General features: G+C 49.5%; 24 protein-coding genes. 15 read left to right on the top strand and 9 right to left on the bottom strand.

The features are described 5' to 3' along the window. Window positions 1–2 precede the first annotated feature (2 nt). Window positions 3–725: an oxygen-insensitive NADPH nitroreductase gene (gene nfsA, locus BS639_RS15195; protein ID WP_084983514.1), complete on the bottom strand. Its 723-nt coding sequence runs from the start codon at window positions 723–725 to the stop codon at window positions 3–5. A 336-nt stretch (window positions 726–1,061) separates the two neighbouring features. Here nfsA and BS639_RS15190 point away from each other — a divergent pair, with 336 nt between their 5' ends. After that, window positions 1,062–1,325, top strand: a complete 264-nt coding sequence (locus BS639_RS15190; protein ID WP_055780082.1) for a GrxA family glutaredoxin — start codon at window positions 1,062–1,064, stop codon at window positions 1,323–1,325. A gap of 123 nt (window positions 1,326–1,448) precedes the next feature. Here the strand turns inward: BS639_RS15190 and BS639_RS15185 are convergent, their stop codons facing one another. Next, a complete protein-coding gene (locus BS639_RS15185; RefSeq protein ID WP_173882100.1) occupies window positions 1,449–2,660 on the bottom strand; it encodes a conjugal transfer protein TraF in 1,212 nt (403 codons plus the stop codon). A gap of 524 nt (window positions 2,661–3,184) precedes the next feature. After that, a complete protein-coding gene (ybjM, locus tag BS639_RS15180; RefSeq protein WP_084983512.1) occupies window positions 3,185–3,556 on the bottom strand; it encodes an inner membrane protein YbjM in 372 nt (123 codons plus the stop codon). Window positions 3,557–3,855: 299 nt separating this feature from the next. On the opposite strand from ybjM, the gene BS639_RS15175 reads away from it, so the two are divergent. Then, complete coding sequence (locus BS639_RS15175) at window positions 3,856–5,538, top strand: aspartate:alanine antiporter (RefSeq protein ID WP_055780091.1); 1,683 nt, start codon at window positions 3,856–3,858, stop codon at window positions 5,536–5,538. A gap of 580 nt (window positions 5,539–6,118) precedes the next feature. Continuing rightward, the gene (locus BS639_RS15165) at window positions 6,119–6,382 is read left to right on the top strand and encodes a TyeA family type III secretion system gatekeeper subunit (RefSeq protein ID WP_233427683.1); all 264 of its coding nucleotides are present in this window, start codon (window positions 6,119–6,121) and stop codon (window positions 6,380–6,382) included. 99 nt (window positions 6,383–6,481) lie between these two features. Here BS639_RS15165 and BS639_RS15160 read toward each other — a convergent pair whose 3' ends face one another. The 3 genes from BS639_RS15160 to BS639_RS15150 all read right to left on the bottom strand — a co-directional run bounded on the left by BS639_RS15160 (window position 6,482) and on the right by BS639_RS15150 (window position 8,740). Then, window positions 6,482–7,120: a hypothetical protein gene (locus BS639_RS15160; RefSeq protein ID WP_084983510.1), complete on the bottom strand. Its 639-nt coding sequence runs from the start codon at window positions 7,118–7,120 to the stop codon at window positions 6,482–6,484. Between the two features lie 264 nt (window positions 7,121–7,384). Then, on the bottom strand, window positions 7,385–8,032 hold the full coding sequence (locus BS639_RS15155; protein WP_084983509.1) for a glutathione S-transferase family protein: 648 nt from the start codon (window positions 8,030–8,032) through the stop codon (window positions 7,385–7,387). 48 nt (window positions 8,033–8,080) lie between these two features. Beyond that, the gene (locus BS639_RS15150) at window positions 8,081–8,740 is read right to left on the bottom strand and encodes a class I SAM-dependent methyltransferase (protein ID WP_228779658.1); all 660 of its coding nucleotides are present in this window, start codon (window positions 8,738–8,740) and stop codon (window positions 8,081–8,083) included. A gap of 316 nt (window positions 8,741–9,056) precedes the next feature. Here BS639_RS15150 and BS639_RS15145 point away from each other — a divergent pair, with 316 nt between their 5' ends. Both BS639_RS15145 and ybjG read left to right on the top strand, forming a co-directional pair. Next, the gene (locus BS639_RS15145) at window positions 9,057–9,608 is read left to right on the top strand and encodes a cysteine hydrolase family protein (protein WP_084983520.1); all 552 of its coding nucleotides are present in this window, start codon (window positions 9,057–9,059) and stop codon (window positions 9,606–9,608) included. A 368-nt stretch (window positions 9,609–9,976) separates the two neighbouring features. After that, a complete protein-coding gene (ybjG, locus tag BS639_RS15140; RefSeq protein WP_084983507.1) occupies window positions 9,977–10,582 on the top strand; it encodes an undecaprenyl-diphosphate phosphatase in 606 nt (201 codons plus the stop codon). Window positions 10,583–10,637: 55 nt separating this feature from the next. Here the strand turns inward: ybjG and BS639_RS15135 are convergent, their stop codons facing one another. Continuing rightward, entirely contained in the window at window positions 10,638–11,906 is a 1,269-nt protein-coding gene (locus tag BS639_RS15135) for a serine hydrolase (protein ID WP_055780221.1), read from the bottom strand. A gap of 411 nt (window positions 11,907–12,317) precedes the next feature. Between BS639_RS15135 and BS639_RS15130 the strand changes: the two genes are divergently transcribed. Then, on the top strand, window positions 12,318–13,025 hold the full coding sequence (locus BS639_RS15130) for an HAD family hydrolase (RefSeq protein WP_084983506.1): 708 nt from the start codon (window positions 12,318–12,320) through the stop codon (window positions 13,023–13,025). Window positions 13,026–13,055: 30 nt separating this feature from the next. Here BS639_RS15130 and BS639_RS15125 read toward each other — a convergent pair whose 3' ends face one another. After that, a complete protein-coding gene (locus BS639_RS15125; protein ID WP_055780227.1) occupies window positions 13,056–13,979 on the bottom strand; it encodes a LysR family transcriptional regulator in 924 nt (307 codons plus the stop codon). 165 nt (window positions 13,980–14,144) lie between these two features. Here BS639_RS15125 and BS639_RS15120 point away from each other — a divergent pair, with 165 nt between their 5' ends. Continuing rightward, on the top strand, window positions 14,145–15,584 hold the full coding sequence (locus tag BS639_RS15120) for a M20 family metallopeptidase (RefSeq protein ID WP_084983505.1): 1,440 nt from the start codon (window positions 14,145–14,147) through the stop codon (window positions 15,582–15,584). Beyond that, entirely contained in the window at window positions 15,581–16,858 is a 1,278-nt protein-coding gene (locus tag BS639_RS15115) for an MFS transporter (protein ID WP_055780231.1), read from the top strand. The genes BS639_RS15120 and BS639_RS15115 overlap by 4 nt, the downstream gene beginning before the upstream one ends. 48 nt (window positions 16,859–16,906) lie before the next feature. Here the strand turns inward: BS639_RS15115 and BS639_RS15110 are convergent, their stop codons facing one another. Continuing rightward, window positions 16,907–18,082, bottom strand: coding sequence for a PQQ-dependent sugar dehydrogenase (locus BS639_RS15110; RefSeq protein WP_206601161.1), 1,176 nt, complete (start codon window positions 18,080–18,082; stop codon window positions 16,907–16,909). Between the two features lie 348 nt (window positions 18,083–18,430). On the opposite strand from BS639_RS15110, the gene BS639_RS15105 reads away from it, so the two are divergent. The 7 genes from BS639_RS15105 (at window position 18,431) to BS639_RS15075 (ending at window position 24,866) form a co-directional block, all read left to right on the top strand. Beyond that, a complete protein-coding gene (locus BS639_RS15105) occupies window positions 18,431–19,507 on the top strand; it encodes a sugar ABC transporter substrate-binding protein (protein WP_055780234.1) in 1,077 nt (358 codons plus the stop codon). Window positions 19,508–19,711: 204 nt separating this feature from the next. Continuing rightward, complete coding sequence (locus tag BS639_RS15100) at window positions 19,712–20,110, top strand: CidA/LrgA family protein (protein ID WP_055780237.1); 399 nt, start codon at window positions 19,712–19,714, stop codon at window positions 20,108–20,110. After that, window positions 20,107–20,799: a CidB/LrgB family autolysis modulator gene (locus BS639_RS15095; protein ID WP_055780239.1), complete on the top strand. Its 693-nt coding sequence runs from the start codon at window positions 20,107–20,109 to the stop codon at window positions 20,797–20,799. Before BS639_RS15100 ends, BS639_RS15095 begins: the two co-directional genes overlap by 4 nt. Window positions 20,800–21,046: 247 nt before the next feature. Then, window positions 21,047–22,507 carry a M20 family metallopeptidase gene (locus tag BS639_RS15090; protein WP_084983504.1) on the top strand — a complete coding sequence of 487 codons (1,461 nt, stop codon included), beginning with the start codon at window positions 21,047–21,049 and terminating at the stop codon, window positions 22,505–22,507. Between the two features lie 35 nt (window positions 22,508–22,542). Then, complete coding sequence (locus tag BS639_RS15085) at window positions 22,543–23,259, top strand: ABC transporter permease (protein WP_084983503.1); 717 nt, start codon at window positions 22,543–22,545, stop codon at window positions 23,257–23,259. Continuing rightward, complete coding sequence (locus BS639_RS15080; RefSeq protein WP_055780248.1) at window positions 23,259–23,981, top strand: ABC transporter permease; 723 nt, start codon at window positions 23,259–23,261, stop codon at window positions 23,979–23,981. The genes BS639_RS15085 and BS639_RS15080 overlap by 1 nt, the downstream gene beginning before the upstream one ends. A 27-nt stretch (window positions 23,982–24,008) precedes the next feature. Beyond that, window positions 24,009–24,866, top strand: a complete 858-nt coding sequence (locus BS639_RS15075; RefSeq protein WP_055780251.1) for a transporter substrate-binding domain-containing protein — start codon at window positions 24,009–24,011, stop codon at window positions 24,864–24,866. The last annotated feature ends 59 nt before the right edge of the window (window positions 24,867–24,925 follow it).

The following is a 24,925-nucleotide window of genomic DNA, read 5'->3' as shown; positions in this document are numbered from 1 at the left end:
GATTAACGCGTTGCCCAACCCTGCTTGTGCAGCGCGTCGAGCATAAAGGGACGCTGCTCTTTCTTCAGCGTACGCACAATCAAATCGCTCCAGTTATCGCGGCGCGCGTTGCTGTCGCGACTGAGGTAATAAGACTCAAGTTCAGCGTCGTACTGCGCCAGTTGGTCTTTATCCAGCGGTTGATAGCTGTTTTCGTGTACCAGCATGCTTTGCGGCATACGGGGCTTAAACGCGTTGACCTGCGCCGGATACCCCACGCAAAAGCCAAACAGCGGCATAACAAATTTTGGCAGATTTAGCAGGGACACAACATCTTCAACCTTGTTACGTATGCCGCCAATAAACACCCCGCCTAAACCCAGAGATTCGGCAGCAGCCATCGCGTTTTGCGCCATCAGCGCCGTGTCAACACAGCCCAACAGTAGCTGTTCGGCCAAGCCGAGTTCCGCTTCAGGATTGATTTGCAAATTACGATTAAAATCGGCACAAAATACCCAAAACTCAGCGGCAGTAGCCACGTACTGCTGACCGCCGGTGTAATGCACCAACGTTTCACGAAGCTTAGGGTCGGTAATGCGAATAATTGATGAGCACTGTAAGAAACTCGACGTCGACGCAGCCTGTGCTGCGCCAATAATGGCCTCTCGCTGCTCAGCGCTCAGCGCCTGATCGGTAAAAGATCGCACTGAACTGTGGTTAAGCAGGAGGTCAATAGTGGGCGTCATAATGCATGTCCTTGGTTAAATTTGAGGGGGTAAGATAGGCCCCTTAAGCCGGCAATGATTCATGTTCGCAGTGCCCATTGCAAGCGCTGGCGCACTAATTGCTTCGTCGTGGCGAGCAAAAGTGTGCGGCATGGCATCAGGGTGCTGATTTTTTAAACAGATAGGCACAGCACATCAAAGCGACAGGTAATTCCTTCTTTTTTTTCGCAAGGGAGACAGGCATAGTAGTTCCATGCATTGAGAGCTCTGCGCTAAATTATAAAAAATTTCTGCGATACGTTTCTCAAATTTACTAAATCCTGGTGAAACAGGTATTTTAAATTCTAAGGAGTCTACATGTTTGCAGTAATTTTCGGGCGTCCAAGCTGTCCTTATTGTGTTCGTGCAAAAGAGTTGGCTGAAAAACTGACTGAAGAACGTGATGATTTCAATTTCCGCTATGTTGACATTCACGCCGAAGGCATCAGCAAGGCAGATCTGGAAAAAACCGTCGGTAAACCTGTTGAGACCGTTCCACAGATTTTCCTCGACCAGAAACACATTGGTGGTTGCACTGAATTTGAAGCTTACGCAAAAGAAAATCTGGCGCTGTATCAATAGTTAGAACAGATTATTAGCGAAAGATTGATTAAAGGCCCTGCTGAAAAGTGGGGCCTTTTTATTTTCATCGCACTGTTTAACTCAACCCACTTCATAAGGTCGTTTTAAAAACAGCATGGCAAATTAGAAGGTAAAGCTAAGCTGTGCCACAGCGCCGTAAGTACGGTCTGTGCCCTTTATCGCTGCCACATCCACGTGTATCACGCCAAAAGGTGAAAGGCCCACACCGGCGGTGAGTGCGCTACCGCTGTTTGACATCATGTTTTGGCGATAACCGGCGCGCAGTTGTGCCCAATCCCAGGCATTAAGCTCTGCCCCTACGCTGGCAAATTGACGCTTTTCATCTTTAGCAAAACCACTCGCGGGTGTGAGATCCACATCCATTGCGCCAGTGAAGAAATCGTTATGCCAAGAAACACCTGTGGTCACCTGCGTACGCACTTTAAACGTTTCTTTAAAGCCATTAATTTCTTTACTTTCCATCATGCGTGGCACGATATTTTGCGCAACCAACCCCAATGTCCAGTGATCAGTTGGATAAGTCGCAAACCCAATGTCACCGTTGAAGTTTGATTGGGTGCTGAGGTAGTTTTTAGCGCTTAAATATTTACCGGTATAGTTCTTCAACGTCATGTTGTTGTTATATAAATCTACGCGCTGGTATTTAGGCGTAATACCTATCGAAGACTTAACACCGTTAATTTCAAATTCTTTGGCGAACGCAATACCGACATCCGTAATTGTGGCTGCACGACCAATCATATGAGATGTCAGTGCATTTTCACCGGCATCAGTGGGATTAATGGTTCCATTCGCAACACCGTCAAGATATTGCAAGTCACGACCGTTGACTTTGCCCTCTAATGTGGCGGTCCCCCAGGATTTTATTACCAATGCAAACGGCATCACGCTGTTCGGCACTGCTGTCACAATGCCAGCACTGACTTGCCCGGTCGTTTTCGCCTTATTGAGATCTATCAATTTGCTTTTGTATTCTTTGGCTGTAGCCGCAGATACCCTGCCCGTCCCAAGTTCATTTGCGTAATTCTGTCGTGCGTCTTTAACCTGTTTAAGGCCGTCTTGCATATTATTAGGATCGGTTACCTGAGCGCCGACTGAGGGCAAAATCAGGCTGAAATCATCACTCTTACCAAAGCTGGACATCAGTGCAGGGTTGGCCAATGGAGCCGTTCCATAATGGGAAGAGGCTACACCGGTACCGCCCATTGCGTCGTTGCGTGCTTCCATGTAAGTGCCTGCTGCATTAACACTTCCAGACAAAGCAAGTAGAACCGATAAAGATATAAGTGAATACTGATTGCCGACAAACTTCATACTTTCCCTTAGATTACACACTATTTTTAGATAGAGAGACACCTTTCACGATGTTTTAGGTGAAATACCTATCGTGAAAAAACATAAAGTTTTCCCTGGCGCCGTTAAATACAAAAAATGAAAAATATCTTACTAAGAAATATCTCTATTAGGTTTTAAATAATTAAAATCACCAATAATACTGAGTCGCAGATTTACTTCCGCCGCAACTTAAACACATTTCTCCGGCGTAAGAATAATGCCGATGGCGTATATAACACATTGATTCAGATCAGCAGAAAGATATATACGCAAAATAGACGCGAAAATATAACTACGCGTATTTTCTTGTGAATTACAAGCTGATACAACTTCTGGTGATATTTTCATGGGTGCAACAGTGAATATTATTTAATATAAAAAGGTAATATTAAGTAATAAATAATCAGACAAAAAATAAAAAGCCGGAAGTGAGATTAAATTTTAATTAACTATGGAAGGGGCGCAGGTCTGTATGCACAAACCTGCCTCTACATAACCCGCGCTTATTGGCGGCGCGTTTGCCTGCTCCATACCCGATAAAGCGTCACTAGCATGACACCGAGCATCGACCAGAATACCGCGCTGGTTAAATAGGCAAGTTCTTCCCAGTAACTGCGGATTTCCAATAAGAAATAGTGCCGAATCAGCAGACACAGCGGGATGCAAATCACTGAACCGATGAATAAGGCAATAAAATTCTCACCACGGCTAATAAAACTGGCGATTATTCCCGGCAGCAGATACAGCAGCATGCAAATATCTCCTTCAGGAATAACTTTATTAACATTAATGACATGACCTTTTAACGAAATAAAAACAATTATAAACAATAACCCATTTATCACGCTGGCTAAAAAGGGAAAAACCCGTTTCATGTCCTCTCTCCATGGTTAATTTAACCTACACCTGCGGGCAATTTTTGGCCGCTGCAAGCAAAAGTGAAGCCGTACAGCCACTGTCCATTAAGCTATACATCTGTTTTTACTCTTAAACACTGGCTAAAACTGGCTGTATGCCTTTACAAGGACTAGAATACTGCCCGAGATTTCGGATAAACAGTAACAGCGATTGAGTACAATACGTTGGCTGCGTGATTTGATAAGCAGCATGAATGAATTTATCTCTTGCCGTTATATATTTCAATAAATTGCTGGTAACCAATAAGTAATACCCTGTGAATATAAATGTCGCTAGTTTGTTAAATGGTAACTACATCCTGCTCCTTTTCGTGGTGTTGGCGCTTGGCCTATGCCTAGGAAAGGTACGACTTGGATCGGTACAATTAGGTAATTCCATTGGAGTTTTGGTCGTTTCCCTGTTACTGGGGCAACAACATTTTAGCATCAACACCGAAGCCCTCAATCTCGGTTTCATGCTGTTTATATTCTGCGTCGGCATCGAAGCCGGTCCTAACTTTTTCTCAATTTTCTTCCGCGACGGTAAAAACTACCTCATGCTCGCACTGGTGATGGTAGGAACTGCAATGCTGTTGGCCTTTGGTTTAGGCCGCTTCTTTGGTTGGGACATTGGCCTTACCGCCGGTATGCTAGCAGGATCAATGACCTCAACGCCGGTTCTGGTCGGCGCGGGCGATACGCTGCGTAATACCCTCGGCAGCACAAAAATGCTAGGTCCCGAGCTGGATAATTTGAGCTTGGGCTATGCGTTAACCTACCTGATTGGTCTGGTCAGCCTGATTTTTGGCGCCCGTTATTTACCTAAATTGCAACATCAGGATCTCTCCACCAGCGCCCAGCAAATTGCCCGCGAGCGCGGTCTGGATACCGACAGTCAGCGTAAAGTGTACCTGCCGGTTATTCGTGCCTATCGCGTGGGGCAAGAACTGGTTGCCTGGGCAGACGGTAAAAACCTGCGCGAGCTTGGGATCTATCGTCAAACCGGCTGCTACATTGAACGCATTCGCCGCAACGGCATTCTGGCTACGCCAGACGGCGATGCGGTGCTGCAATACGGCGATGAAATCGCACTGGTGGGTTACCCGGACGCGCATTCACGCCTTGACCCAAGTTTCCGCAACGGTAAAGAGGTTTTTGACCGCGACCTGCTCGACATGCGCATCGTAACGGAAGAAATCGTGGTGAAGAATAACAATGCTGTGGGCAAACGCCTCAGCCAGCTAAATCTTACCGACCACGGCTGTTTCCTTAACCGTGTAATACGCAGTCAGATTGAAATGCCCATCGATGACAGCATCGTGCTCAATAAAGGCGACGTGCTACAAATTAGCGGTGACGCACGACGCGTTAAAAGCGTAGCTGAACGCATCGGGTTTATCTCGATTCATAGTCAGGTGACCGACCTGCTGGCTTTCTGCGCCTTCTTTATTGTTGGCCTGATGATTGGCCTGATTACCTTCCAGTTTAAAACCATTACGTTCGGCATCGGCAATGCGGCGGGACTGCTGTTCGCCGGCATCATGCTCGGCTTCCTGCGCGCCAACCACCCTACTTTCGGCTACATCCCGCAAGGGGCGTTAAACATGGTGAAGGAGTTTGGGCTGATGGTGTTCATGGCGGGGGTTGGCTTAAGTGCGGGAGCGGGTATTAACCACGGACTGGGTGCGGTGGGTGGACAAATGCTGGTATCAGGGCTGATAGTCAGCCTGGTGCCGGTAGTTATCTGCTTTATATTTGGCGCCTACGTTCTGCGAATGAATCGCGCACTGCTGTTCGGCGCAATCATGGGTGCACGAACCTGCGCACCGGCGATGGAAATTATCAGTGATACCGCTCGCAGTAACATTCCCGCGCTGGGTTATGCGGGAACTTACGCTATTGCTAACGTATTGCTCACCCTTGCCGGTACGCTAATAGTGATTATCTGGCCTGGTTCATAAAGTAACCCATTGACTAGGCTAGTGGTTTTGAAATATCAATAATGAATTGTATTTTTTTTGAACCGTGAAGAACTTTCTTTAGTACAAGCAGTCTTAATTATTGCCACTGCTTTACTTTAGAAGTCCCCATATTGGAGAGCCCGTTAGTCCCGCCTGATTAGGTTCAAGACTACCGGGTTTTTTCTTGCCTGCTCTACAGAGAGAGCACAATTTTTGGTCAACGGCCCCGGGTTCAGTATTAGATTTATAGCGACTTCACCAAGTTGATTATTATGAATCTTTTTGACTCAGCAAAACCCTACGTTCCTAAAGGCTAGAGACCCGTTAATTCTTTGCATTAATTCCAACACCTAACGTTGATATTGTTAACTTTAGGGACTCGATTTTCAACTCCAGACTATGCTTTTGTTCTAGCAGTCTGTTAGATAAGCGTTCTTTATCCGCCGGCCGCTCAGATTTCATTCTTTTATTGTGCAATTTCGTCATTGCTAAATTTTTCTTCAATTCATTTTCGACCGTTATAAGTTGGCTATGAGTTTCCATTAGGGTCGTCATCTGCTGGGCTATAGTCTGAGCAGAGTTGAAATATCCCGAGGTCACCGGCGATCGCATTACCGAGGAACTGCTGGAAATTGTTCAGCAATCGTGGGTCTACAGCGACTGGCTATACGACAGGGCCAGTAAGCTTTTACCCGAAGGGCAAAGTCATCACGGCTATGCGCGACGGATGGTTGGACTGGTCAAAATGCTGCCGGAGTTGTGTTTCGAAGACATAGAGCAACGCGAAACCGTGCTTCAGGCATTCAATGATTATCAGGAGCGTCTGGCGGACGAAGAAGAATAGCGGGGAGTATTGTTGTACAGGCCCTTACAGGGCAAAATTATTGATCATCGTTATTATACTTCGCGGTTGAGCAACACATCACGCCATAAGTACATTCACTTATTTGAGCACGGGTACCCATGGTTCGCCACAATCCCACGGGCGAGGCTTACCGTGAAAACAAACTATCTCTGCCCCAAGGGGTATTTCACCGTTGCCCGTCGCATGTTCAAGTTTTCGATGCTTCTTAACCACATGTTTTTTATAACTGACTATTGAGCGCGGAAACAGCGATTGCCAGTCAACAGCTTGAGGCAGTAAGGCGGTAATAAAGGTTTGATCGCCTCCCCCAGCGTGAGACTTCATAAACATTTCGGGGTAACGTAAAAAGGTATCCCACACTGTTGACTTCATTTCTTTGGGAATATACATAATGGAGGAATTTTTAGTTTCTGCGGGGAAAAAGAAATCAGCAAGCATAGCCATTTTCTTATTGGCGAGTAGTTTTGTTATATCGCCGACAATAACAGTATCCAGATCAAGATAAAAAATATCATCATCTATTGCTTCAGGATTAAAAATCTCAATCTTAGACCACCAACCTGGCCAGTTATATTTAAATGGGATCGTATTTACGCCAGGAATTTCAATATCTGAAAAACACACCGCATCATAGCCTTTGGGCAATTGGTCATGTATCCATTGTACATGCTTGGCCGAATACTCGCCGCCGGACCGACACACACTGACTATTTTCATAATTATAATGGACCGCACAATCACACATCACCTCACAAGGCACTATGAGGTGTAAAACCTAAAATAAACGTCCCTACGCGGCATTTATCATTTAAGTCAAATTAAACATTTTTAAATATCAAATGAGACTATCAGACTAACGATCTTTAGTACGATTAATTTGTGCGATTTATTCATATTTTCGTCAAAAAAGACCTCAAAAACCTAGAGGTTTAGACAAGCTAAACAGTAAGTTACATAAAATAACCTTAAAATTACATTATTCTAATAATAGGGAGAATGAATCTCTTCAGCCTCAAAAGTACGTAACACCGCCGGTCGGCTTGACACCCGCTGTAAATATTCACTAAAGCGAAGCCTTGCACGTGCCGGAGAGGCAAAATCGCGGGTCCAACGGGCAAGCATTAAAATAAACAGATCCACTGCGCTACATTCCTCCCCCAGTAAATATGGCCCTTTATTTTTTGCGTGATTTGCCACCAGCGCATTCTCGATAATATCGAGCATAGCGGCAATATTCCTGTAGGCGTTGTGCTTGATATTGACATCATCAATCAGGCTGTATTGCTGCGGACGAAAATAAATCATCAGCTCGGTTTGCAGTGTATTGGTGAGATAAATTAGCCATTTATAAAACTCTGCACGCTCAACGGTGCCGACTGGCGGGGCAAGATTTTTCTCAGGATGTTTATCAGTTAGGTAGAGGCAAATAGCCGCCGTTTCAGAAATAACTACGCCGTCATCAATTAGCAGAGGAATTTTTCCCGCAGGATTAAGCGCTAAATACGTCGGGCTTTTATGCTGGTTGTTTTTCACCTCTACAGGGACCAACTCATAGGGAACGTTAAGTTCTTCAAGCAGCATATGCGGCGTCAGGCTGGCTTTTCCACGGCAATAATAGAGTTGATACATGTGTGCGATGTTCCCTGTAAGATTAACTTGTTGATAATAAATCTTAACTCAATCTTTTCTGACCACAATGCGGCGAATGATTTTCCCTGAAGATTGGCTCACGACTTTCTCATCCATCAATAGCTGCGCACCTACCAGTCCGTTGATAACAATTCTTTCATCGAAAGACGCATACAGCCGCCCTTTCTCGTCACGCCGGTCTTGGTGTTCAGTCACCCGCCAGCTCAAATAGAGTATGCCCTGACTCTTGAGCAGCATCAGCAGTTTGTGCACTGAAGACTCAATCAGGTCAACCGGCAAATGCATAATCACCGTTTCACACAGCACATTTTCATAGTGGTGTTCTTCAATCCCCGGTAATTCCGGCAGTGCCGAATGAACAAGGATAAGCTCCGGATGCAGTGCGTGGGCCTGACTCAACAGGCCTACAGAGGCATCAACGCCAAGGGTGGGATAGCCATTGGCGCAAAGCCAGGCGGCGTCTCGGCCACTGCCGCAGCCAACATCAATGGTTGGCCCTTGCGTAAAGAACTTTTTCACCGTTTCCCTGAGGTCATCGCCTGCGGGTTGAGACTCCCATTCCTGCGCATAGTGTTCGGCGTCCTGGTCGTAGGTAGTAAGCGTTTTTAAATCCATTGAATACTCGCTGTTCAAAGATGAAAGCCACAGTGGCGTGTCACTCGATGCAGGCCCTAAAATCGATTCCATAGTAAACTGGCATTTTGTCGAAATTAACGCGGTAATTCTCCCTTCGACCTCAACAAACCGATTTTCACCGCAAACTAATGTTAAGAAAATGTTTCTTAACATTAGTTTGCTAACGAACTTGACGAACCCAACTGCCAGTGACATATTCAAAGAATGAAAACATATCGCGCTAATAAGTTCACCACTACGACAACAACGCCCCTAACTGGTGGGTCGTAGGTTGTTGCGCGCTGTGTAAATGACAACTGAAGCCCCGCCGAAAACGGCAGGGCTTTTTTTTTATCCTGACGTGGCCGGCTTAAACAAGGAGAAAACCATGCAGGAAAATACTTCGTCAAATCAGGCATTGCTGGTCATCGATATGCAAATCGGTCAATGTTCGCTGGAGCCACTGCCCTTTGGCCGCGAAGCACTGCTGAGCAACATTAATCAGCTCATTGATCATTTTCATCAGCACAATCGGCCAGTGTTTTTTGTGCGCCACGCGGGTCCTCCAGGTTCCCCTTATGCAGCCGGGGAAGCTGTCTGGAATGTAGTTCCCGAGTTAAATAGGGATGCCGAGCGCGATACTTTTATTGATAAAAACCGAGCCAGCTGCTTTGACGGTACATCTCTGGCCGAGTTACTGCACCAACAGCAGATTGACCAAGCGGTGATTGTTGGGCTCAAAACTCAATACTGCGTAGACACTGCCTGTCGTTCAGCGCTGGCTTTGGGCATTAAACCCATTTTGATCGCCGATGCGCACAGCTGTATTAACACTCCCCAACTTTCTGCTGCCGATATAATCGCTCACCACAATGCCTGTCTGAATGGACCGATAGCGCACGTAATGGACACCGCAGCATTTTTAGAAGCCCGCTCTTAATTATTGGTCATTCAAATTGTGAGCAAAGACTATAAACGGACAAGTTCAACCTTGTCCGTTTTTTATTCGATTGCATAAATGAATCTAAATTAAGAATAATCCCTTATTGCGCACAATAAATCGCCTCCTCACTTATCGCCTTAAGTATTCCTTAATTTAAATCCAGTAATATCAATGCGGTTCATAACCTATACAGAGCTTAAATAAGGTGCATTTATATTTTGTCACACTCTTTACCCTCTGTACCTTAAGCTTTAACGTTGAACTGAAGTTGATTTCAACGGTCATTATGTCAGTCAATTTGCAGTAAACGATTTGCAGTACACAATTTTCGGCGCCTATTTGCCGACCAAAAGATGAGGGTATAAATGGAACAGCTTAACCACATGCTGTTTACCTGGATTAATGCGACGCCAGATTCGCCAAAGTGGCTGCTGGATATTGCGTTATTCCTGGCAAACGACATGATTTTTATCGTGCCGGTGTTAATTATTGGGCTTTGGCTTTGGGGCCGTCATAATCACATTGCTTTTCAACGCGAGCTGGTCAGCAAAACGGCGATAGCACTGATTTTTGCTATGACCTGCGCCAAAACATTATCCGAACTGTTTCCTCACGCCCGTCCGTTTGTCGAAGGTTTTGGCTTTAATTTTCTGCATCACAGCCCAGACAGCTCCTTCCCGAGCGATCACGGCACGGCAATTTTCACCTTTGCTCTCGCCTTCCTGTTTTGGCATCGCCTATGGTCAGGCGTGCTGCTCCTGGTCATCGGCATTGGCATTGCGTGGTCGCGCGTTTATGTTGGCGTTCACTGGCCGATGGATATGTTGGGCGGTTTTCTGGTCGGTATGCTCGGTTGCCTTTTCTCACAGCTGGTCTGGAACCTGTTTGGCTCGCAAATTGGCTCTGTGCTTGAAAAGATTTATCGTTTTAGTTTCGCGCTGCCGATTCGCAAAGGCTGGGTTCAGGAATGATACAAAAAAGGCGAGGAATGATCCCTCGCCTTTTCATTTACAACGCCCGTAGCAGTTAGGCAGATTTGCCAAAGAAGCTGCTAAACAGACCGCTAATTTTCATCATTACGAAGTCCCAAATGCGACTAAAGAAGCCACCCTCAGGGACATCGGCTTTTGCCACCAGCGGACGGCTGTCAATCACTTTGCCATCCAGCGAGAAGTTTATGGTACCAACAACCTGATTCTTGGTAATCGGTGCCTCAAGCTGCGGCTTGGTGAGCGTAAAGCTGGCTTTCAGGTTTTTAAGCTGGCCTTTCGGGAAGGTCAGTGAGGCGTCTTCGGCTACGCCCAGCGGCACCGTTTTATCAGCACCAAACCAGACGCGCTGAGTGGTAAAGGCGTCAGCTGCCTTGATTGGGGTGATGGTTTCGTAAAAACGGAAACCCCAAGTCAGCAGCGATTCACTTTCACTAAAACGTACACGGTCGCTCGGTGCACCCATTACCACCGCAATCAACCGCATGCCGGTGGAGTCTACTGCTGACGACACCAAATTGTAGCCCGCGCCAGAAGTGTAGCCGGTCTTGATACCGTCAACGTTTAGGTTAGTGCTCCACAGCAGACGATTGCGGTTAACCTGACGTATGCGATTAAAAGTGAACTCTTTTTCCTTGTTCATCGCATATTCGTCAGGCGTATCGTGGATAAGCGCTCTAGAAAGCAGTGCCATATCTCTCGCCGACGTGTACTGGCCGTCCGAGTCCAGGCCGTGAACGGTTTTAAACTGGGTATTCGCCAGGTTCAGCTGCTGAGAATAGCGGTTCATGAGGCCAACAAAGGCATCCTGACTGCCTGCTACGTAGTCGGCAAGCGCGATACTGGCGTCATTGCCTGACTGAATAACCACGCCTTTGTTCAACTCTGATACCGGAACCTGATCGCCCGGCTTAAGGAACATCAACGATGAGCCACGAAGCACCGGATTGCCGGTCGCCCACGCGTCTTTGCCGACAGTGACAATATCGCTTTCGTGAATTTTTCCTGATTTTAACGCCTGACCGACCACGTAGCTGACCATAATTTTGGACAGACTGGCAGGGTCAAGACGTGCGTCAGGCTGCGACTCGGCAATAATTTTTCCACTGCCGTAGTCCATCAGCACCCAAGATTTTGCGTTAATTTGCGGGGCGGCTGGCGCGCCCGGAGTCGACGTTGAAGGGGCCGCGAGCTCGACCGCTTTTGCCGGAGCGGTGTCAGCGTGCGCAGCAGGAAACGTCAGCAGTAAAACGGTGCCGCTGAACGTACAAAGAAGGTTCCGTTTGGATAAGAAAGAGATTGTCATAGGTTTATTAGCGCTTCTGTCCGGGTAACTGAAATTTATCTTATCTTTCAATCAGGTTTGAACTCTATCGGTATAAAAAGTACCGTTTTATTCGTCGATAAGAAACCTCTGTAATGTAAAGTTTCTTTGAATAGTAGTCATAATTGCGTTTTTGTGGGCTTTCGGGAACGCAATTGTGTGACTTTTGCCAAAAACTCCCTGTTTTACTCACAATCTGCATAGGTTAACGGGTGAGAAGCCGGTAGATCTAAATGATTTATCAACATAATTGATTAATCATATAAAAATCAGTGTAGCCAGCGCGTTCATTCTGCGGCAAGGTTAAACAAAAATTTTCTTATTCTGTCTTACGCTTCACAGAAATTTCCGCTAACCTGAAAATAGGTCGTCATTAAACGCGGGAACTCGGTTATGAATTTAGCGCTGTTCGATCTCGATAAAACGCTGATTAGCGATGATAGCGCCAGTCTATGGCTTCACTGGCTGGTTTCGCAAGGCTACACGCCGCGCGACAGTTTGCATACTCACCTTAAACATATGCACGCTGTCAGCCACTATTCCGACTCCCCGCCCGATCCCGCCGTTATTACTTCTTATCTTGCACTCACGCTGGCTCCCATGAGCGGTTATCACTGTTCCACCGTGTCGGGATGGGTTGAACGCTTTGTTCATCGTGATATTTTACCCCGCCTTTATCCGCAGGCCAGACAGCAAATAGCCTGGCATAAAGAGCGCGGCGACAGCATCGCACTGGTGTCGGCGTCGGGTGAGCATCTGGTGAAAACCGTGGCCCGCAGGCTTGGCATTGAGCATGTTTTTGCGCTGCAAGCAGAAGTTAACGACAGTCCTCTATGTTTTACCGGCAATACTCTTGGTGAACTGACCTTTCACCAAGGCAGCGTTCGACGCATTGAGAGCTGGCTCGCGCACCCTTCCACGCCGGCGTTTAAGCAAACTTACGCCTACAGTGACTCTATTTATGACCTGCCGCTGCTGGAGTTTGTCGATAAGCCCAGCGTGGTAAATGGCTGTCGCGCGCTGCGTGAGGTTGCCGCGCTTCAAGGCTGGCCTGAGCTTAATTGGTCACGGCATCCGGTAAGAGCGGCGGTGACGTCTTAGTTTCAACACGGGGTTCAATAACGTCGTGTATCACCGGTAAAAGTCGCGCTCAAAGGCGGCACTCTCTCTGTTAAGTAATTCACATCCAAACTCAATGAACTGGCTGAGTGCGGCAGAACGGTGCCTGCCAGCCTGCGTTTGCAGCTGGAGCGTACGCTGACTCAGTTGCTCAATGTTAATCGACTTCATCACCAGTCCGTCTCGTCGCGCTTTAAACAGTACCGAAAAATGGCTGCAGGCTACAATGGCGCCCGGCGTATTCAGCATAAAATCGTACAGCGTATTAAAGCGATTACAGCTCATGGCAGGCTCAAGAAAAATCCCGTTCATCCGACACGATAAATCAAACAACTGGCGTATGGTGCTGCTGGGTTCGTTAAGTGCCAGCGGATATGCATGCAAGTCGCTTAGCTGGAGATTTTGGTATGCAAGGGGATGATCGGGCCTCATTGCCATACGCACGGTGGCCGGATAAGAAGCCAGTACGTCCACGCCCCGCTCCGGCGACAGGCTAAATTGCAGGGCCAAATCATATTCACCACTGCGAATATTTTCAGAAACCTGCATCGCCGTGCCGACGTTTAGATAAAACATGACTCCAGGGTTAATAACTCTAAAACGTGCAAACATCTGCGGAAGCAGGTCAAACGCCGTTCCGTCGGTGCAGGCTATGCGGATCACTGTGCGGCGCACCGCCTTCAACCCTTGGATCTCGGCAATCGCAAACTCCATGTCCATCATGCTTTTACGGACGTGATTTTCTAGGATTTGCCCCGCATCGTTGAGCACCATGCCACGTGCGTGGCGTTCAAACAGGGTGGCACCGATGCGCGCCTCAAGCTGCTGGATCTGTCTACTGATAGCCGAGACAGCGACAAAAAGCTGCTTGCTGGCGGCACTGAGCGAACCGGTATTTGCCACGGCCAAAAAATATCGAATTTCCGTACTGTGCATATTTTGCCCCAAAACCCTGCATGCCTCTATTTTGTGCATGTCAGCGTTATAATTTAAGCAAGGCTTCGTTGCAATTATTATTATTGTGGCAAAGATAAGTTTTCTATTAGATAGCCAAAGGGGAATACCCATAAAAAAATAATTAACACAACATCGAGACATTTTATGACAGTTGAAAAAGCAGTGAGCCAGGCACTGGGCTGGTTTGATCGCGGCGAATTCAAAGCCGTATTAGCAAGACGCGTTGCGCTGGCAACCGAGAGTCAATCGACACAGCGTGATGCATTATTACTGCGCTATTTTGACCAGGAAATTAGTCCTTCACTTCTCGCAATGGGCTTTGAGTTGCAGCTTCTCGATAATCCTCATGCAGCCAACCGCCCTTTCCTTATTGCCACTCGTATTGAAGACCCCTCTCTGCCGACGGTTCTGAGCTATGGCCACGGCGATGTGGTATTTGGCGACGACGAAAACTGGAGTGAGGGTCTGGACCCGTGGGTGCTGTTTGAAGACGGCGACCGCTGGTATGGCCGCGGCAGTGCCGATAACAAAGGACAGCACAGTGTTAATCTGGCCGCTTTGGAGCAGGTTTTTGCCGCACGCGACGGAATATTTGGCTTTAACTGCAAGCTGCTGTTCGAAATGGGCGAAGAGATAAGCTCCCCCGGGCTGGCCTATATTTGCCGGATCCACAAAGAAACATTACGTGCAGACATATTTCTGGCCTCCGACGGACCGCGCCTGAACGCCGAGCGACCGACACTGTTTCTTGGCTCACGCGGGGCGGTTAACTTCCGCCTGACAGTCAACGCACGCGACAAAGACTACCACTCGGGCAATTGGGGCGGTTTACTGCCTAACCCAGGCACGCTGCTGGCTAATGCCGTTTCCTGTTTAATCAATCAGCAGGGTCAAATGCAGATTGCGGCCCTAAAACCGCCTGCGGTCAGCGCGGCAATTCGTGAAATTCTTGCCGACGTTGAGGTTGCTTCTACGCCGGGCGACCCTGAAATTGACGTCAACTGGGGGGAAGCGGGACTCAGTCCAGCAGAACGTCTTTTTGCCTGGAACCAGATGGAAGTGCTGTCATTTTTAACCGGTAACCCGGCGCGTCCGATGAACGCCATTCCGGCTAGCGCAACGGCGGTATGCCAGCTGCGCTTCGTGGTAGGAACCGACTGGAAAAATCTGCAGCAACACGTGCGTAATCATCTTGATCAACACGGATTCAAGCAGGTTGAAGTTGAATTTCTGCGCGGTTCTCCTGCCACTCGCTTCGACCCTACCGACCCTCTGGTCGACTGGGTACTCGACGTGATGAAGCAAAGCAGCGATAAAAAACCGGCGCTGCTGCCGAACCTTGGTGGTTCGCTGCCCAATGAAGTGTTTGCCGATATTCTGGGCCTGCCGACGCTGTGGGTTCCTCACTCATATCCGGCCTGCGGACAACACGCGGTAGATGAGCACATGCTGATTTCAATTGCCCGTGAAGGGCTAGAAATTATGACACGTTTGTTCTGGGACCTGGGCTGCCGCGGTAACGCCCTGCTGGCAGCACACCACCAGCATGCAGCCCGTAACGCGATTCAAGGTGGTGTAAAATGAGCCACCTATCCCCAGCAAGCCCTGCCCGCACGGCGGTGAAACCCAGCCTGACCAAAACACTGTTTGTGACCTGCGTTGGCAACGCCTTAGAATGGTTTGACATCGCGGTCTATGCTTTTTTTGCGGCGTATATCGCGCGGGCCTATTTCCCAACCACCGACCCAACCGTTTCGCTGCTCTTGGCCTTTGGTAGCTTCGGGGTGTCATTCCTTATTCGCCCGCTCGGCGCTGTCGTTTTAGGTGCCTTTGCCGACCGCGCCGGTCGCAAAGCTTCACTTCTGGCCTCAATCGGATTAATGACCCTCGGCAGCCTGATTATCGTAGTAACCCCGTCATACGCCACGATTGGTATGGCCGCACCGCTGCTTATTTTGCTGGCGCGTCTGATTCAGGGCTTTTCGGCGGGCGGGGAATTTGGCAGCTCTACCGCGTTTTTGGTTGAGCATTTTCCCGAGCGTAAGGCGTATATCGCCAGTTGGCAGTTCGCCACGCAGGGGGCAAGCACGCTGCTGGCGTCGGCGTTCGGGCTGGGTCTGTCGCAGTGGCTGTCCGAATCTCAGATTCAGGATTGGGGTTGGCGTCTGCCGTTTGCCTTCGGCCTATTGATTGGTCCGGTCGGGTTGTACATCCGCCGTAATATTGACGAGGCCGAGAGTTTTGTTAAATCTGACAAAACGGCATCGCCGCTCAAAACGCTGTTTGGCACTCAAAAGTCTCTGCTGTGCATGGCGGTTGGCTTGATGGTGGTATCAACGGCGGTCAACTATATGTTGAACTATGTGCCAACCTACGCAACCAAAACGCTGCATTTTTCAGGTCAGATTGCTTTTACCGCTACGCTGTTGGCAGGGGTGATCCTCACCGTGGCTACGCCGATTATGGGGCTTTGGGCTGAAAGAGTGGGACGTTTACCCCTGATGTGGGGCTCGCTTATCCTGCTGCTGGTGACCATTTATCCTGGCTTCTGGCTGATGACCCACTACACCACGGCGTTCTCTCTGATTGCATTGGTCTGTTGGATGGCGCTGCTAAAATCGGTCTACTTCTCGGCAGTACCTTCGATGATGGCCGACCTGTTCCCGGTTAGCACCCGCGCAAGCGGCATGGCTATCGGCTACAACATTGCGGTAACTGTTTTTGGCGGCTTTGCGCCGTTTATCTGCACCTTGCTCATCACCGCCACCGGAACCAGCCTGGCACCGAGCTACTACCTGATGATCGTTGCGCTGCTCAGCCTGTGGGCGTTAGTCAAGTCACAGCAAAACAGTCGTTGATCTACAGAGCCTCGCCGAATCGTCATCGGCGAGGCCCTGTAATTGGCTTTATTTAGGCGAAATTTTAAGTAATTTACCGGCACTTTCATCGGTTAGTACATACACATATCCATCCGGACCTACCTGCACTTCACGAATGCGCTGCCCCAAATTGGTCAGCATACGCTTTTCACTCAGCACCCTTTTATTGTTGACTTTGAGCTGTATCAGCGAGGTTTCTTTTAACGCGCCCACCAACAGGGTACCTTTCCACGCGGGGAATTTGGCGTTGTTATAAAACGCCATGCCGCTCACCCCAGGCGAAATACGCCAGTAATATAGCGGGTCCTCCATACCGTCGATGTGGGTACCTTTGGCTTCTGGGATCGGCATGCCAGAGTAGTTAATGCCGTAGGTCGCCAGCGGCCAGCCGTAATTATTGCCCGGCTTGAGAATGTTTACCTCATCACCGCCGCGCGGGCCGTGCTCCGTTTCCCAAAGATCACCGCTCCACGGATTAAACGCCAGCGCCTGAGGATTTCGGTTGCCAAAGGTATAGATCTCAGGATGCGCACCCAGCTGCTTGACGAACGGATTGTCCTGCGGGATGCCGCCCTCTGCGGTCAGGCGAATGACCTTGCCGCGTAGCGAATTGAGATTTTGCGCCTCGATGCGCTGATTGTTATCACCCAGTGACATCAGAATATTGCCTTGAGGGTCGAAGAGCAGCTTGCCGCCGAGGTTAATTCCGCTCTCAAGCGCAGGCGTTTCTACGAAAATAGTCTTGAAGTTTTCAAGATTCAGCCCATCGGCCGAGAGCGTGCCATACCCCAGTTCGGCGTGCGGCTGTCCCTTGTCATCTTTTTTGGCATAGCTTAAGTAGACTCGCCGAGTTTTGTCAAAATCCGGAGCGATGCGCACGTCCCACAGTCCGGCCTGCCCTTCAACCCAAACACTCGGCACACCGGTAATCGGCGCAGAGAGCGGCTTACCCGGCTGCCATAGGCGCAGATTGCCGCCGCGCTCGGTGATAAGTGCGCCCTGATTATCCGGCAAAAATGCCAAAGACCACGGATGATTAAGCCCGGTAAGTTCAGTCTGTACTTTTACTGCTACCGTCGGCACCGGCTTGCCTGCGGCTTGTGCGAAAGCCAAAGCAGGAAGTGAAACAGCACCCACGGCCAGCATCAGACCCCAGGCAGCTTTTTGATTTATAGCGGAAAGGTTATTGAATGAAATCGACATAAAAGTATCCCTTCTTAAAATGACTAAACACTAATTTTAGACCAGTAATCTCGACTCTCGTGCGGCTTATTGTATAGGTACTGTAAATTTTAGCGCGGCTAAATCACTGAAAAGTCTGCATCTACATAACTTTGTCACCCCTCTCACCGGTGACTGACTTATAACCAAAGTGAATAAACACTGTGCTAAAAATAATAAATCCAGCCCATTCCCAATTTTTAAACAAGCGGTTACACTGCTTGCTCAACTGGACACCTAGCCTTATAGATGTCTAAAAATAACTATTCTGTATTTTTATTTGTGCCGTACTTATTTCTCGATCTCAGCCAACGCCTGACGGAGTCTATAATGAAAAAAATGTCCGCCTCACTGCTCGCTTTAAGCCTGTTTGCCGCCGTGCCTACCTTTGCAGCTGAGCAGCCGGTGTTGGCCGCCGTGCCTGCCGCTATCGCCCAACACAGTGGTCCGGTGCGTATTGCGGTTATCCGTAATCTGGGTTCTGACGACAATACCACCCAGTTTTTGGCCGGGGCTATCAAGCAGGGTCGTGCGCTTGGCTTTAAGGTTGATACTTTTTTAAGCAACGGGGACGATGCTAAATTTCAGGACTTTGTGAATCAGGCAATCAGCCAAAAATACGACGGTATTATTCTTTCTCAGGGCCGCGGTCCTTACTCTAATAATCTGGTCAAGCATATTACTGCCGCCGGTATTGCAGTGTCGGTATTTGATACTGAAGTGACTGAAGGTACGCCGGGCGTGACGGTTACGCGTCAGGACGACACCTCGTTAACTAAGGCGTCAATGGGCGAATTGGTTAAAGATTTCAACGGCAAAGCTAACATTGTGCGCCTGTGGGTTGCCGGATTCCCGCCGATGGAACGTCGCAACGTGACCTATCAGCAGATCCTCAAAGATAATCCTGGCATTCATCAGCTTGAGTCGATTGGCGCGGTTTCTTCCGACGTGCAGGGTGATACTGCCAATCAGGTCGGCGCGATTTTAGCCAAATATCCAAAGGGTAAAATCGATGCAATTTGGGGCGCATGGGACGCTTTTAGCCAAGGTGCCTATAAAGCGCTTAAAGAAAATGGCCGCACTGAAATTAAGCTTTATAGCATTGATGCGTCCAATCAGGACTTGCAGTTGATGCGTGAGAAAGACAGCCCGTGGAAATTCACCGCCGCCGTTGATACCCAACTGATTGGTGCCGTTAACCTGCGTCTGGTGGCATTGAAAATTGCCGGTGATAAAACGCCGGATACCTATGAATTCCCTGCGCAAGTTATTCCACAGTCTCTGCTGCTGAGCCAACCGAGCGCGGTTAACGTCAGCGCATTGGGTAAAATCATTCCAGGCTGGGGCAAGTCAGAAGACTTTACTGCGCCGTGGTTTGCTACCCTGGAAGCCAAATACAAAAAGTAATTCCAGCCTTCACTCACTTGAAGCACAGTTAAACGCCCGTCTCGCCGATATCATCAGGCAAGGCGGGCTTTTTCTATTGTGGGCACTGAATCAATATGTCATAACTTTTATCAATAAGGTGCAACACAACGTGATGCAGATCACACTAGCATCATCGATAATTTAATTGTATGATGAATGCAGTTATCGACTGGGACAAAGGCTATGCGATCCATTTTGACACTACCTATTCAATATATTCGGGCATTTATTCTAATTTATGCCTGTTTATACGCAGGCAACGCGATTTCCGCCCTGCTTCCCATCACGATTCCAGGCAGTATTATTGGCATGCTGATCCTTTTTACTCTGCTCTCCACTCAGATCTTACCTTACAAGTGGGTCAAACCCGGATGCAGCGTATTACTTCGCTACATGGCGCTGCTGTTTGTGCCCATCGGCGTTGGCGTAATGAACTATTACGACCCATTGCGTAGCCAGTTTGGGCCATTGGTGGTTTCTTGCGTGGTCAGCACGCTGATTGTGCTGCTGGTGGTTGCTTTCTCGTCACACTATATACACCGAGAACCCCCCGTTATGGGTAAAACGGAGGACGAACAATGAGCGAGATCTGGTGGTCATTACCCCTGACGCTGCTGGTCTATTTCGCGACCCGCAAACTGGCAATTAAACTGCGCATGCCGCTGCTCAATCCGTTATTGATGTCGATGGTGGTGATTATTCCGCTGTTGCTCATCACCCATGTTCCTTATGCGCGCTATTTTGCCGGCAGTAAAATTCTCAATGACCTGCTTCAGCCTGCGGTGGTGGCGCTGGCTTTCCCTCTGTACGAACAGCTGCACCAAATTCGCGCACGCTGGAAATCCATTATCAGTATCTGCTTTATCGGCAGCGTGGTAGCGATGACCACCGGCACCGCCATTGCTCTATGGATGGGGGCCACGCCAGAGATTGCCGCTTCCATACTGCCAAAATCAGTCACTACGCCGATTGCGATGGCCACCGCACAGTCAATTAACGGCATCCCGGCGATTAGCGCGGTGTGTGTGATTTTTGTTGGCATTTTGGGCGCTGTTTTTGGACATGCCATTTTGAACATTTTTAAAATCACCACCAAAGCCTCGCGCGGGTTGGCAATGGGCAATGCCTCACACGCCCTGGGCACTGCCCGCTGTGCGGAAGTTGACTATCAGGAAGGCGCATTCAGCTCGTTGGCGCTGGTCATCTGCGGCATCATTACCTCGTTGCTGGCACCGTTTTTATTCCCGATTTTGTTAAAACTGTTCGGCTAATTCTTCGTCATCATTTCATTTTTGGCTGCGGCATCCTCCGTCGCACCATCGCCTCACACTGTACCGGTTAAATGGATCATTTTGGCTCAAATCTACGCCGGTGTGCTTCTGCGCGTTATCCCTTCAGGCCTGTCTTTCCCCCCCTTTCTCTCTGAATTTAAATATATTGAATTCTTGGCCTCCTTATTGCTTGGCAAATAGACATGTATAGATGAGTAAACCTTCTACGCCAATAAGGACTATTGCCATGCAGCCGATCCCCGAGACAGAATCTTCATCGTCAGCCGACGGTGAATTGCTCAAACACGTCTGGTCGTTAATCGATGAGAAAAAGAGCATCTTTTGGGACCTCAGCGACCGTATCTGGGCCACGCCCGAGGTTAATTACACCGAATACAAATCCTCTAAAGAACACCTCGAACTGTTACAAAAACAGGGATTTCGCGTTTCCGAAGGCGTGGCCGGTTTACCCACCGCCATGATGGGTGAAGCGGGTGAAGGTGGGCCAATTATCGCCATTCTGGGGGAATATGACGCACTTCCAGGCCTCAGTCAGCAGGCCGATGTGGCGGAGCCTGTTGCCTTAGAAGAGGGAGCCAACGGGCACGGCTGCGGTCACAATATGTTAGGTTCGTCGGCGCTGCTGGCCGCTACGGCGGTGAAAGATTATCTTGAGGCGAGCGGATTGCCGGGTCGTGTGCGCTATTATGGATGCCCCGCAGAAGAAGGCGGTTCGGCCAAAGGTTTTATGGTGCGTGCCGGACTGTTTGAAGACGTTGACGTCGCTATCTGCTGGCACCCTGGTGCGTTTAACTGCGTGATGGATGCTCATTCCCTCGCGTGCAACGAACTTAACTACCACTTCTATGGCCGCGCCGCTCACGCCTCCTCGACGCCACATTTGGGCCGCAGCGCACTTGACGCGGTTGAGCTAATGAACGTGGGCATTAACTATCTGCGCGAACACATGCCGAGCAGTGCCCGTATTCACTATGCCATTACCGACACCGGCGGTTTTTCCCCCAACGTGGTACAGGCCAAGGCAACTGTGCGCTATCTCGTGCGCACCCGCACGCTGCCGGAACTTACCGAACTGCTTAAACGGGTCGATAAAGTCGCCGAGGGCGCGGCGCTGATGACCGAAACTCGCATGAAACGCAATATTCTCAGCGGTGACGCCAATCTGGTCGGCAACCGTGTGCTCGAAACGCTGATGCAGTCACATCTTGAGCAGCTCGGCGGACCGGGCTTTAACGATGCAGACTATGCCTACGCGGCGCGTTTTCAGCAGTCGATGAATCAAGAAGAGATCCGCAGCGCCTATCAGCGTACCGGCTCCGCCTATCGCCCAGGTGAAACGCTGTGTGACTACGTGCTGCCGCTCGACCGACCTGAAAGCTCGATGATTGGCTCAACCGACGTCGGTTCAGTGAGCTGGGTGGTGCCGACCGTGCAGTGTCGTAGCGCAACTTACACCATCGGTACGCCGGGGCATTCTTGGCAGTTGGTGGCACAGGGCAAATCGGCGCTGGCGCACAAGGGGTTAACCCACGCTGCCAAGCTGATGGCCAGCACGGCTGTCAGTCTTTTTATTCAGCCACGGCTGATTGCCGATGCAAAAATCGAACACGCCAGCCTGCTCGAAGGCACGCCGTTTGTAAATCCGATCCCTGATGACGTGCAGCCACCGTTTCCCGGTAGCCATTAAGCACGGCCAAACCGGCTAACGACAAGGACAGAGAAATGGGCAATCTGGGATTTTTAGAAACGCTGAGCTTCGGCCAAGGCGGATGGGGGCCAATGCTGCTATCGGGGGCATTGATGACCATAGCCTTATCGCTGTGCGGCTTTTTACTGGCCGGTGTGATAGGCGGCCTGTTCTCGTGGGCAAAAGTTTGCGGCAATCGTCCGGTGCGGTATCTGGCTGATGCCTATACCACTGTGGTGCGCGGCATCCCTGACCTGCTGATTATTTATTTACTCTATTTTGGCGGCAGTCAGTTGCTGACTAGCCTCGGCAAGCTGTTCGGTGAGGGGCAATTTATCAGTTTTCCCGGTTTTCTCGCCGGGATGCTGGCGGTTGGAATTGCCGCCGGCGCTCAGCAAACCGAAGTGTTTCGCGGGGCGTTTTATGCCATTGCGCCGGGTGAGCTGGAGGCAGCAAAAGCCTTTGGCATGAGCACACCGGTACGCATTCGGCGCATTATTATTCCGCTTCTGCTGCGCCACGCGCTGCCGGGAATGGGCAACGTTTGGCAGGTGGTATTGAAAGCAGCGGCACTGGTGTCGGTGACCGGTTTAGCGGAACTGATGAACAAGGCGCAAACCGGCGCGGGATCAACCGGTAAACCTTTTGACTTCTACTGTGCCGCGGCGCTGCTTTACCTGCTGATTTCGGCCTGTTCTGGCTGGTCGCTGCGTAAAGCCGAAGTGCATTATTCACGCGGAGTGAAACGCTAATGGACATCGAGTTTCTGTGGGACACGCTGCTGCAGTTGCTGCCGGGCATTCCGCTCACGCTGCAACTGAGTTTTTATTCGGTAGCGATCGGCTTTTGCTTTGCCCTGCTGCTGGCCTTTGCCCGCCTTTCACCCTACCGCTGGCTTAGCGAACCGGCGAGAATTTACGTTTTCTGCTTTCGCGGCACTCCGCTGCTGGTGCAGCTGTTTCTGATTTACTACGGACTGGGCCAGTTCGAAAGCGTTCGCCACAGCTTTTTATGGCCGATGCTGCGTGAACCTTACGGCTGCGCGTTGCTAACACTTTCGCTGTGTACGGCGGCCTACGGCAGCGAAATTTTGCGGGGTGGACTGCTAAGTGTTCCCCACGGGGCCCTTGAAGCCGCCCGCGCCTGCGGGATGTCTCGCCTGCTGATGGTACGCAGGATAATTCTGCCCATCGCGATTCGCCAGGCCCTTCCTGCCTACGGCAACGAGCTGATTTCAATGGTGCAGTCCACCTCACTGTGTTCAATCATCACGCTGATGGATATTACCGGCATCGCCGCACAAATTATTTCCGACACTTATCGGGCGCTTGAAGTGTTTATGGTGACCGGCGTGATTTATCTGCTAATCAATTTGGTCATTAGCCGAATTGTCATGCTGCTTGAATACCGTCTGACACCACATTTACGCGCCACCATGACGTTAGCCGTGAAAAAACACAATGTTATTCAATAACTATCAATACTAAAGGGGTTGTAGAACATGAAATTGGCAAGCTTGGTTAGTGCTTTATGCTTAACAGCAACGTTAGTCACCAGCTTCAGTGGTCATGCAGAAGAGGGAAAAAAATGGACCGTAGTGAAAATTGCGACTGAAGGGGCATTCCGTCCGTTCAATTTTACTAAACCTGATGGCACGCTCGATGGTTTTGAAATCGATCTCTATAAAGTTTTATGCCAGAAAATGAACGTCAAATGCGAAATCGTGGTCCAGCCTTTTGCCGGCGTAATTCCCGCGCTTAATGCCGGTAAGTTCGACGCGATAATGGACGGACTTTCTGCCACCGATGCGCGCAGGAAAATCATCGATTTCTCGATTCCTTACAGCAATACCGGACAAACCTTTGCCGTATTAAAAGACAGCCCGCTGGCCAAGCTCCCCGATTTAGGTAAACGCTTCTCCTTAACCACCGACGAAGCCGGTGCGCAGGCGGAAGTGGCAAAAATTGCCCCACTGCTGAAAGGCAAAGTGATCGGCGTGCAGGGTTCGTCGATTGGCGAGCAGTTTTTGCAGAAATACATGAAAGACATCGTCACTATTCGTCAGTATAAAACCACTGAAGAGCACGATCTTGACCTGAAGTCCGGCCGCGTTGACATGGTGTTTGCTTCAACCACCTATCTGAACGGCGCCAAGGCAAAAGCGGGTAATGAGGATATGCAACTGACGGGTCCACTGTTCATCGGCGGTCTGCTCGGCTCTGGTTCTGCGGTGGGCATCCGTAAAAGCGATCCTGAGCTGAAAAAGATGTTCGACGATGCCATTACTCAGGTCAAGCAGGACGGCACGCTGAAAACGCTGGCCATCAAATGGTTTGGTATGGACACCGTGCCACAATAATATGGCGGACGCTTTCAAATATCGTGAGTCCTTACCTCCGCTCTTTTCAGCGGGGGTAA

The organism is Rouxiella silvae, from assembly GCF_002093625.1.
Lineage (GTDB): Bacteria > Pseudomonadota > Gammaproteobacteria > Enterobacterales > Enterobacteriaceae > Rouxiella > Rouxiella silvae.
Note: the sequence above shows the minus strand (reverse complement) of the source record. Positions and strands in the feature narration are given on the sequence as shown.

Bases quoted from the DNA above. Each gene is read 5' to 3' on its own strand.
- nfsA (WP_084983514.1), bottom strand. From the start codon at position 725: ATGACGCCCACTATTGACCTCCTGCTTAACCACAGTTCAGTGCGATCT.
- BS639_RS15190 (WP_055780082.1), top strand. From the start codon at position 1,062: ATGTTTGCAGTAATTTTCGGGCGTCCAAGCTGTCCTTATTGTGTTCGT.
- BS639_RS15185 (WP_173882100.1), bottom strand. From the start codon at position 2,660: ATGAAGTTTGTCGGCAATCAGTATTCACTTATATCTTTATCGGTTCTA.
- ybjM (WP_084983512.1), bottom strand. From the start codon at position 3,556: ATGAAACGGGTTTTTCCCTTTTTAGCCAGCGTGATAAATGGGTTATTG.
- BS639_RS15160 (WP_084983510.1), bottom strand. From the start codon at position 7,120: ATGAAAATAGTCAGTGTGTGTCGGTCCGGCGGCGAGTATTCGGCCAAG.
- BS639_RS15155 (WP_084983509.1), bottom strand. From the start codon at position 8,032: ATGTATCAACTCTATTATTGCCGTGGAAAAGCCAGCCTGACGCCGCAT.
- BS639_RS15150 (WP_228779658.1), bottom strand. From the start codon at position 8,740: ATGGAATCGATTTTAGGGCCTGCATCGAGTGACACGCCACTGTGGCTT.
- BS639_RS15145 (WP_084983520.1), top strand. From the start codon at position 9,057: ATGCAGGAAAATACTTCGTCAAATCAGGCATTGCTGGTCATCGATATG.
- ybjG (WP_084983507.1), top strand. From the start codon at position 9,977: ATGGAACAGCTTAACCACATGCTGTTTACCTGGATTAATGCGACGCCA.
- BS639_RS15135 (WP_055780221.1), bottom strand. From the start codon at position 11,906: ATGACAATCTCTTTCTTATCCAAACGGAACCTTCTTTGTACGTTCAGC.
- BS639_RS15130 (WP_084983506.1), top strand. From the start codon at position 12,318: ATGAATTTAGCGCTGTTCGATCTCGATAAAACGCTGATTAGCGATGAT.
- BS639_RS15125 (WP_055780227.1), bottom strand. From the start codon at position 13,979: ATGCACAGTACGGAAATTCGATATTTTTTGGCCGTGGCAAATACCGGT.
- BS639_RS15120 (WP_084983505.1), top strand. From the start codon at position 14,145: ATGACAGTTGAAAAAGCAGTGAGCCAGGCACTGGGCTGGTTTGATCGC.
- BS639_RS15115 (WP_055780231.1), top strand. From the start codon at position 15,581: ATGAGCCACCTATCCCCAGCAAGCCCTGCCCGCACGGCGGTGAAACCC.
- BS639_RS15110 (WP_206601161.1), bottom strand. From the start codon at position 18,082: ATGTCGATTTCATTCAATAACCTTTCCGCTATAAATCAAAAAGCTGCC.
- BS639_RS15105 (WP_055780234.1), top strand. From the start codon at position 18,431: ATGAAAAAAATGTCCGCCTCACTGCTCGCTTTAAGCCTGTTTGCCGCC.
- BS639_RS15100 (WP_055780237.1), top strand. From the start codon at position 19,712: ATGCGATCCATTTTGACACTACCTATTCAATATATTCGGGCATTTATT.
- BS639_RS15095 (WP_055780239.1), top strand. From the start codon at position 20,107: ATGAGCGAGATCTGGTGGTCATTACCCCTGACGCTGCTGGTCTATTTC.
- BS639_RS15090 (WP_084983504.1), top strand. From the start codon at position 21,047: ATGCAGCCGATCCCCGAGACAGAATCTTCATCGTCAGCCGACGGTGAA.
- BS639_RS15085 (WP_084983503.1), top strand. From the start codon at position 22,543: ATGGGCAATCTGGGATTTTTAGAAACGCTGAGCTTCGGCCAAGGCGGA.
- BS639_RS15080 (WP_055780248.1), top strand. From the start codon at position 23,259: ATGGACATCGAGTTTCTGTGGGACACGCTGCTGCAGTTGCTGCCGGGC.
- BS639_RS15075 (WP_055780251.1), top strand. From the start codon at position 24,009: ATGAAATTGGCAAGCTTGGTTAGTGCTTTATGCTTAACAGCAACGTTA.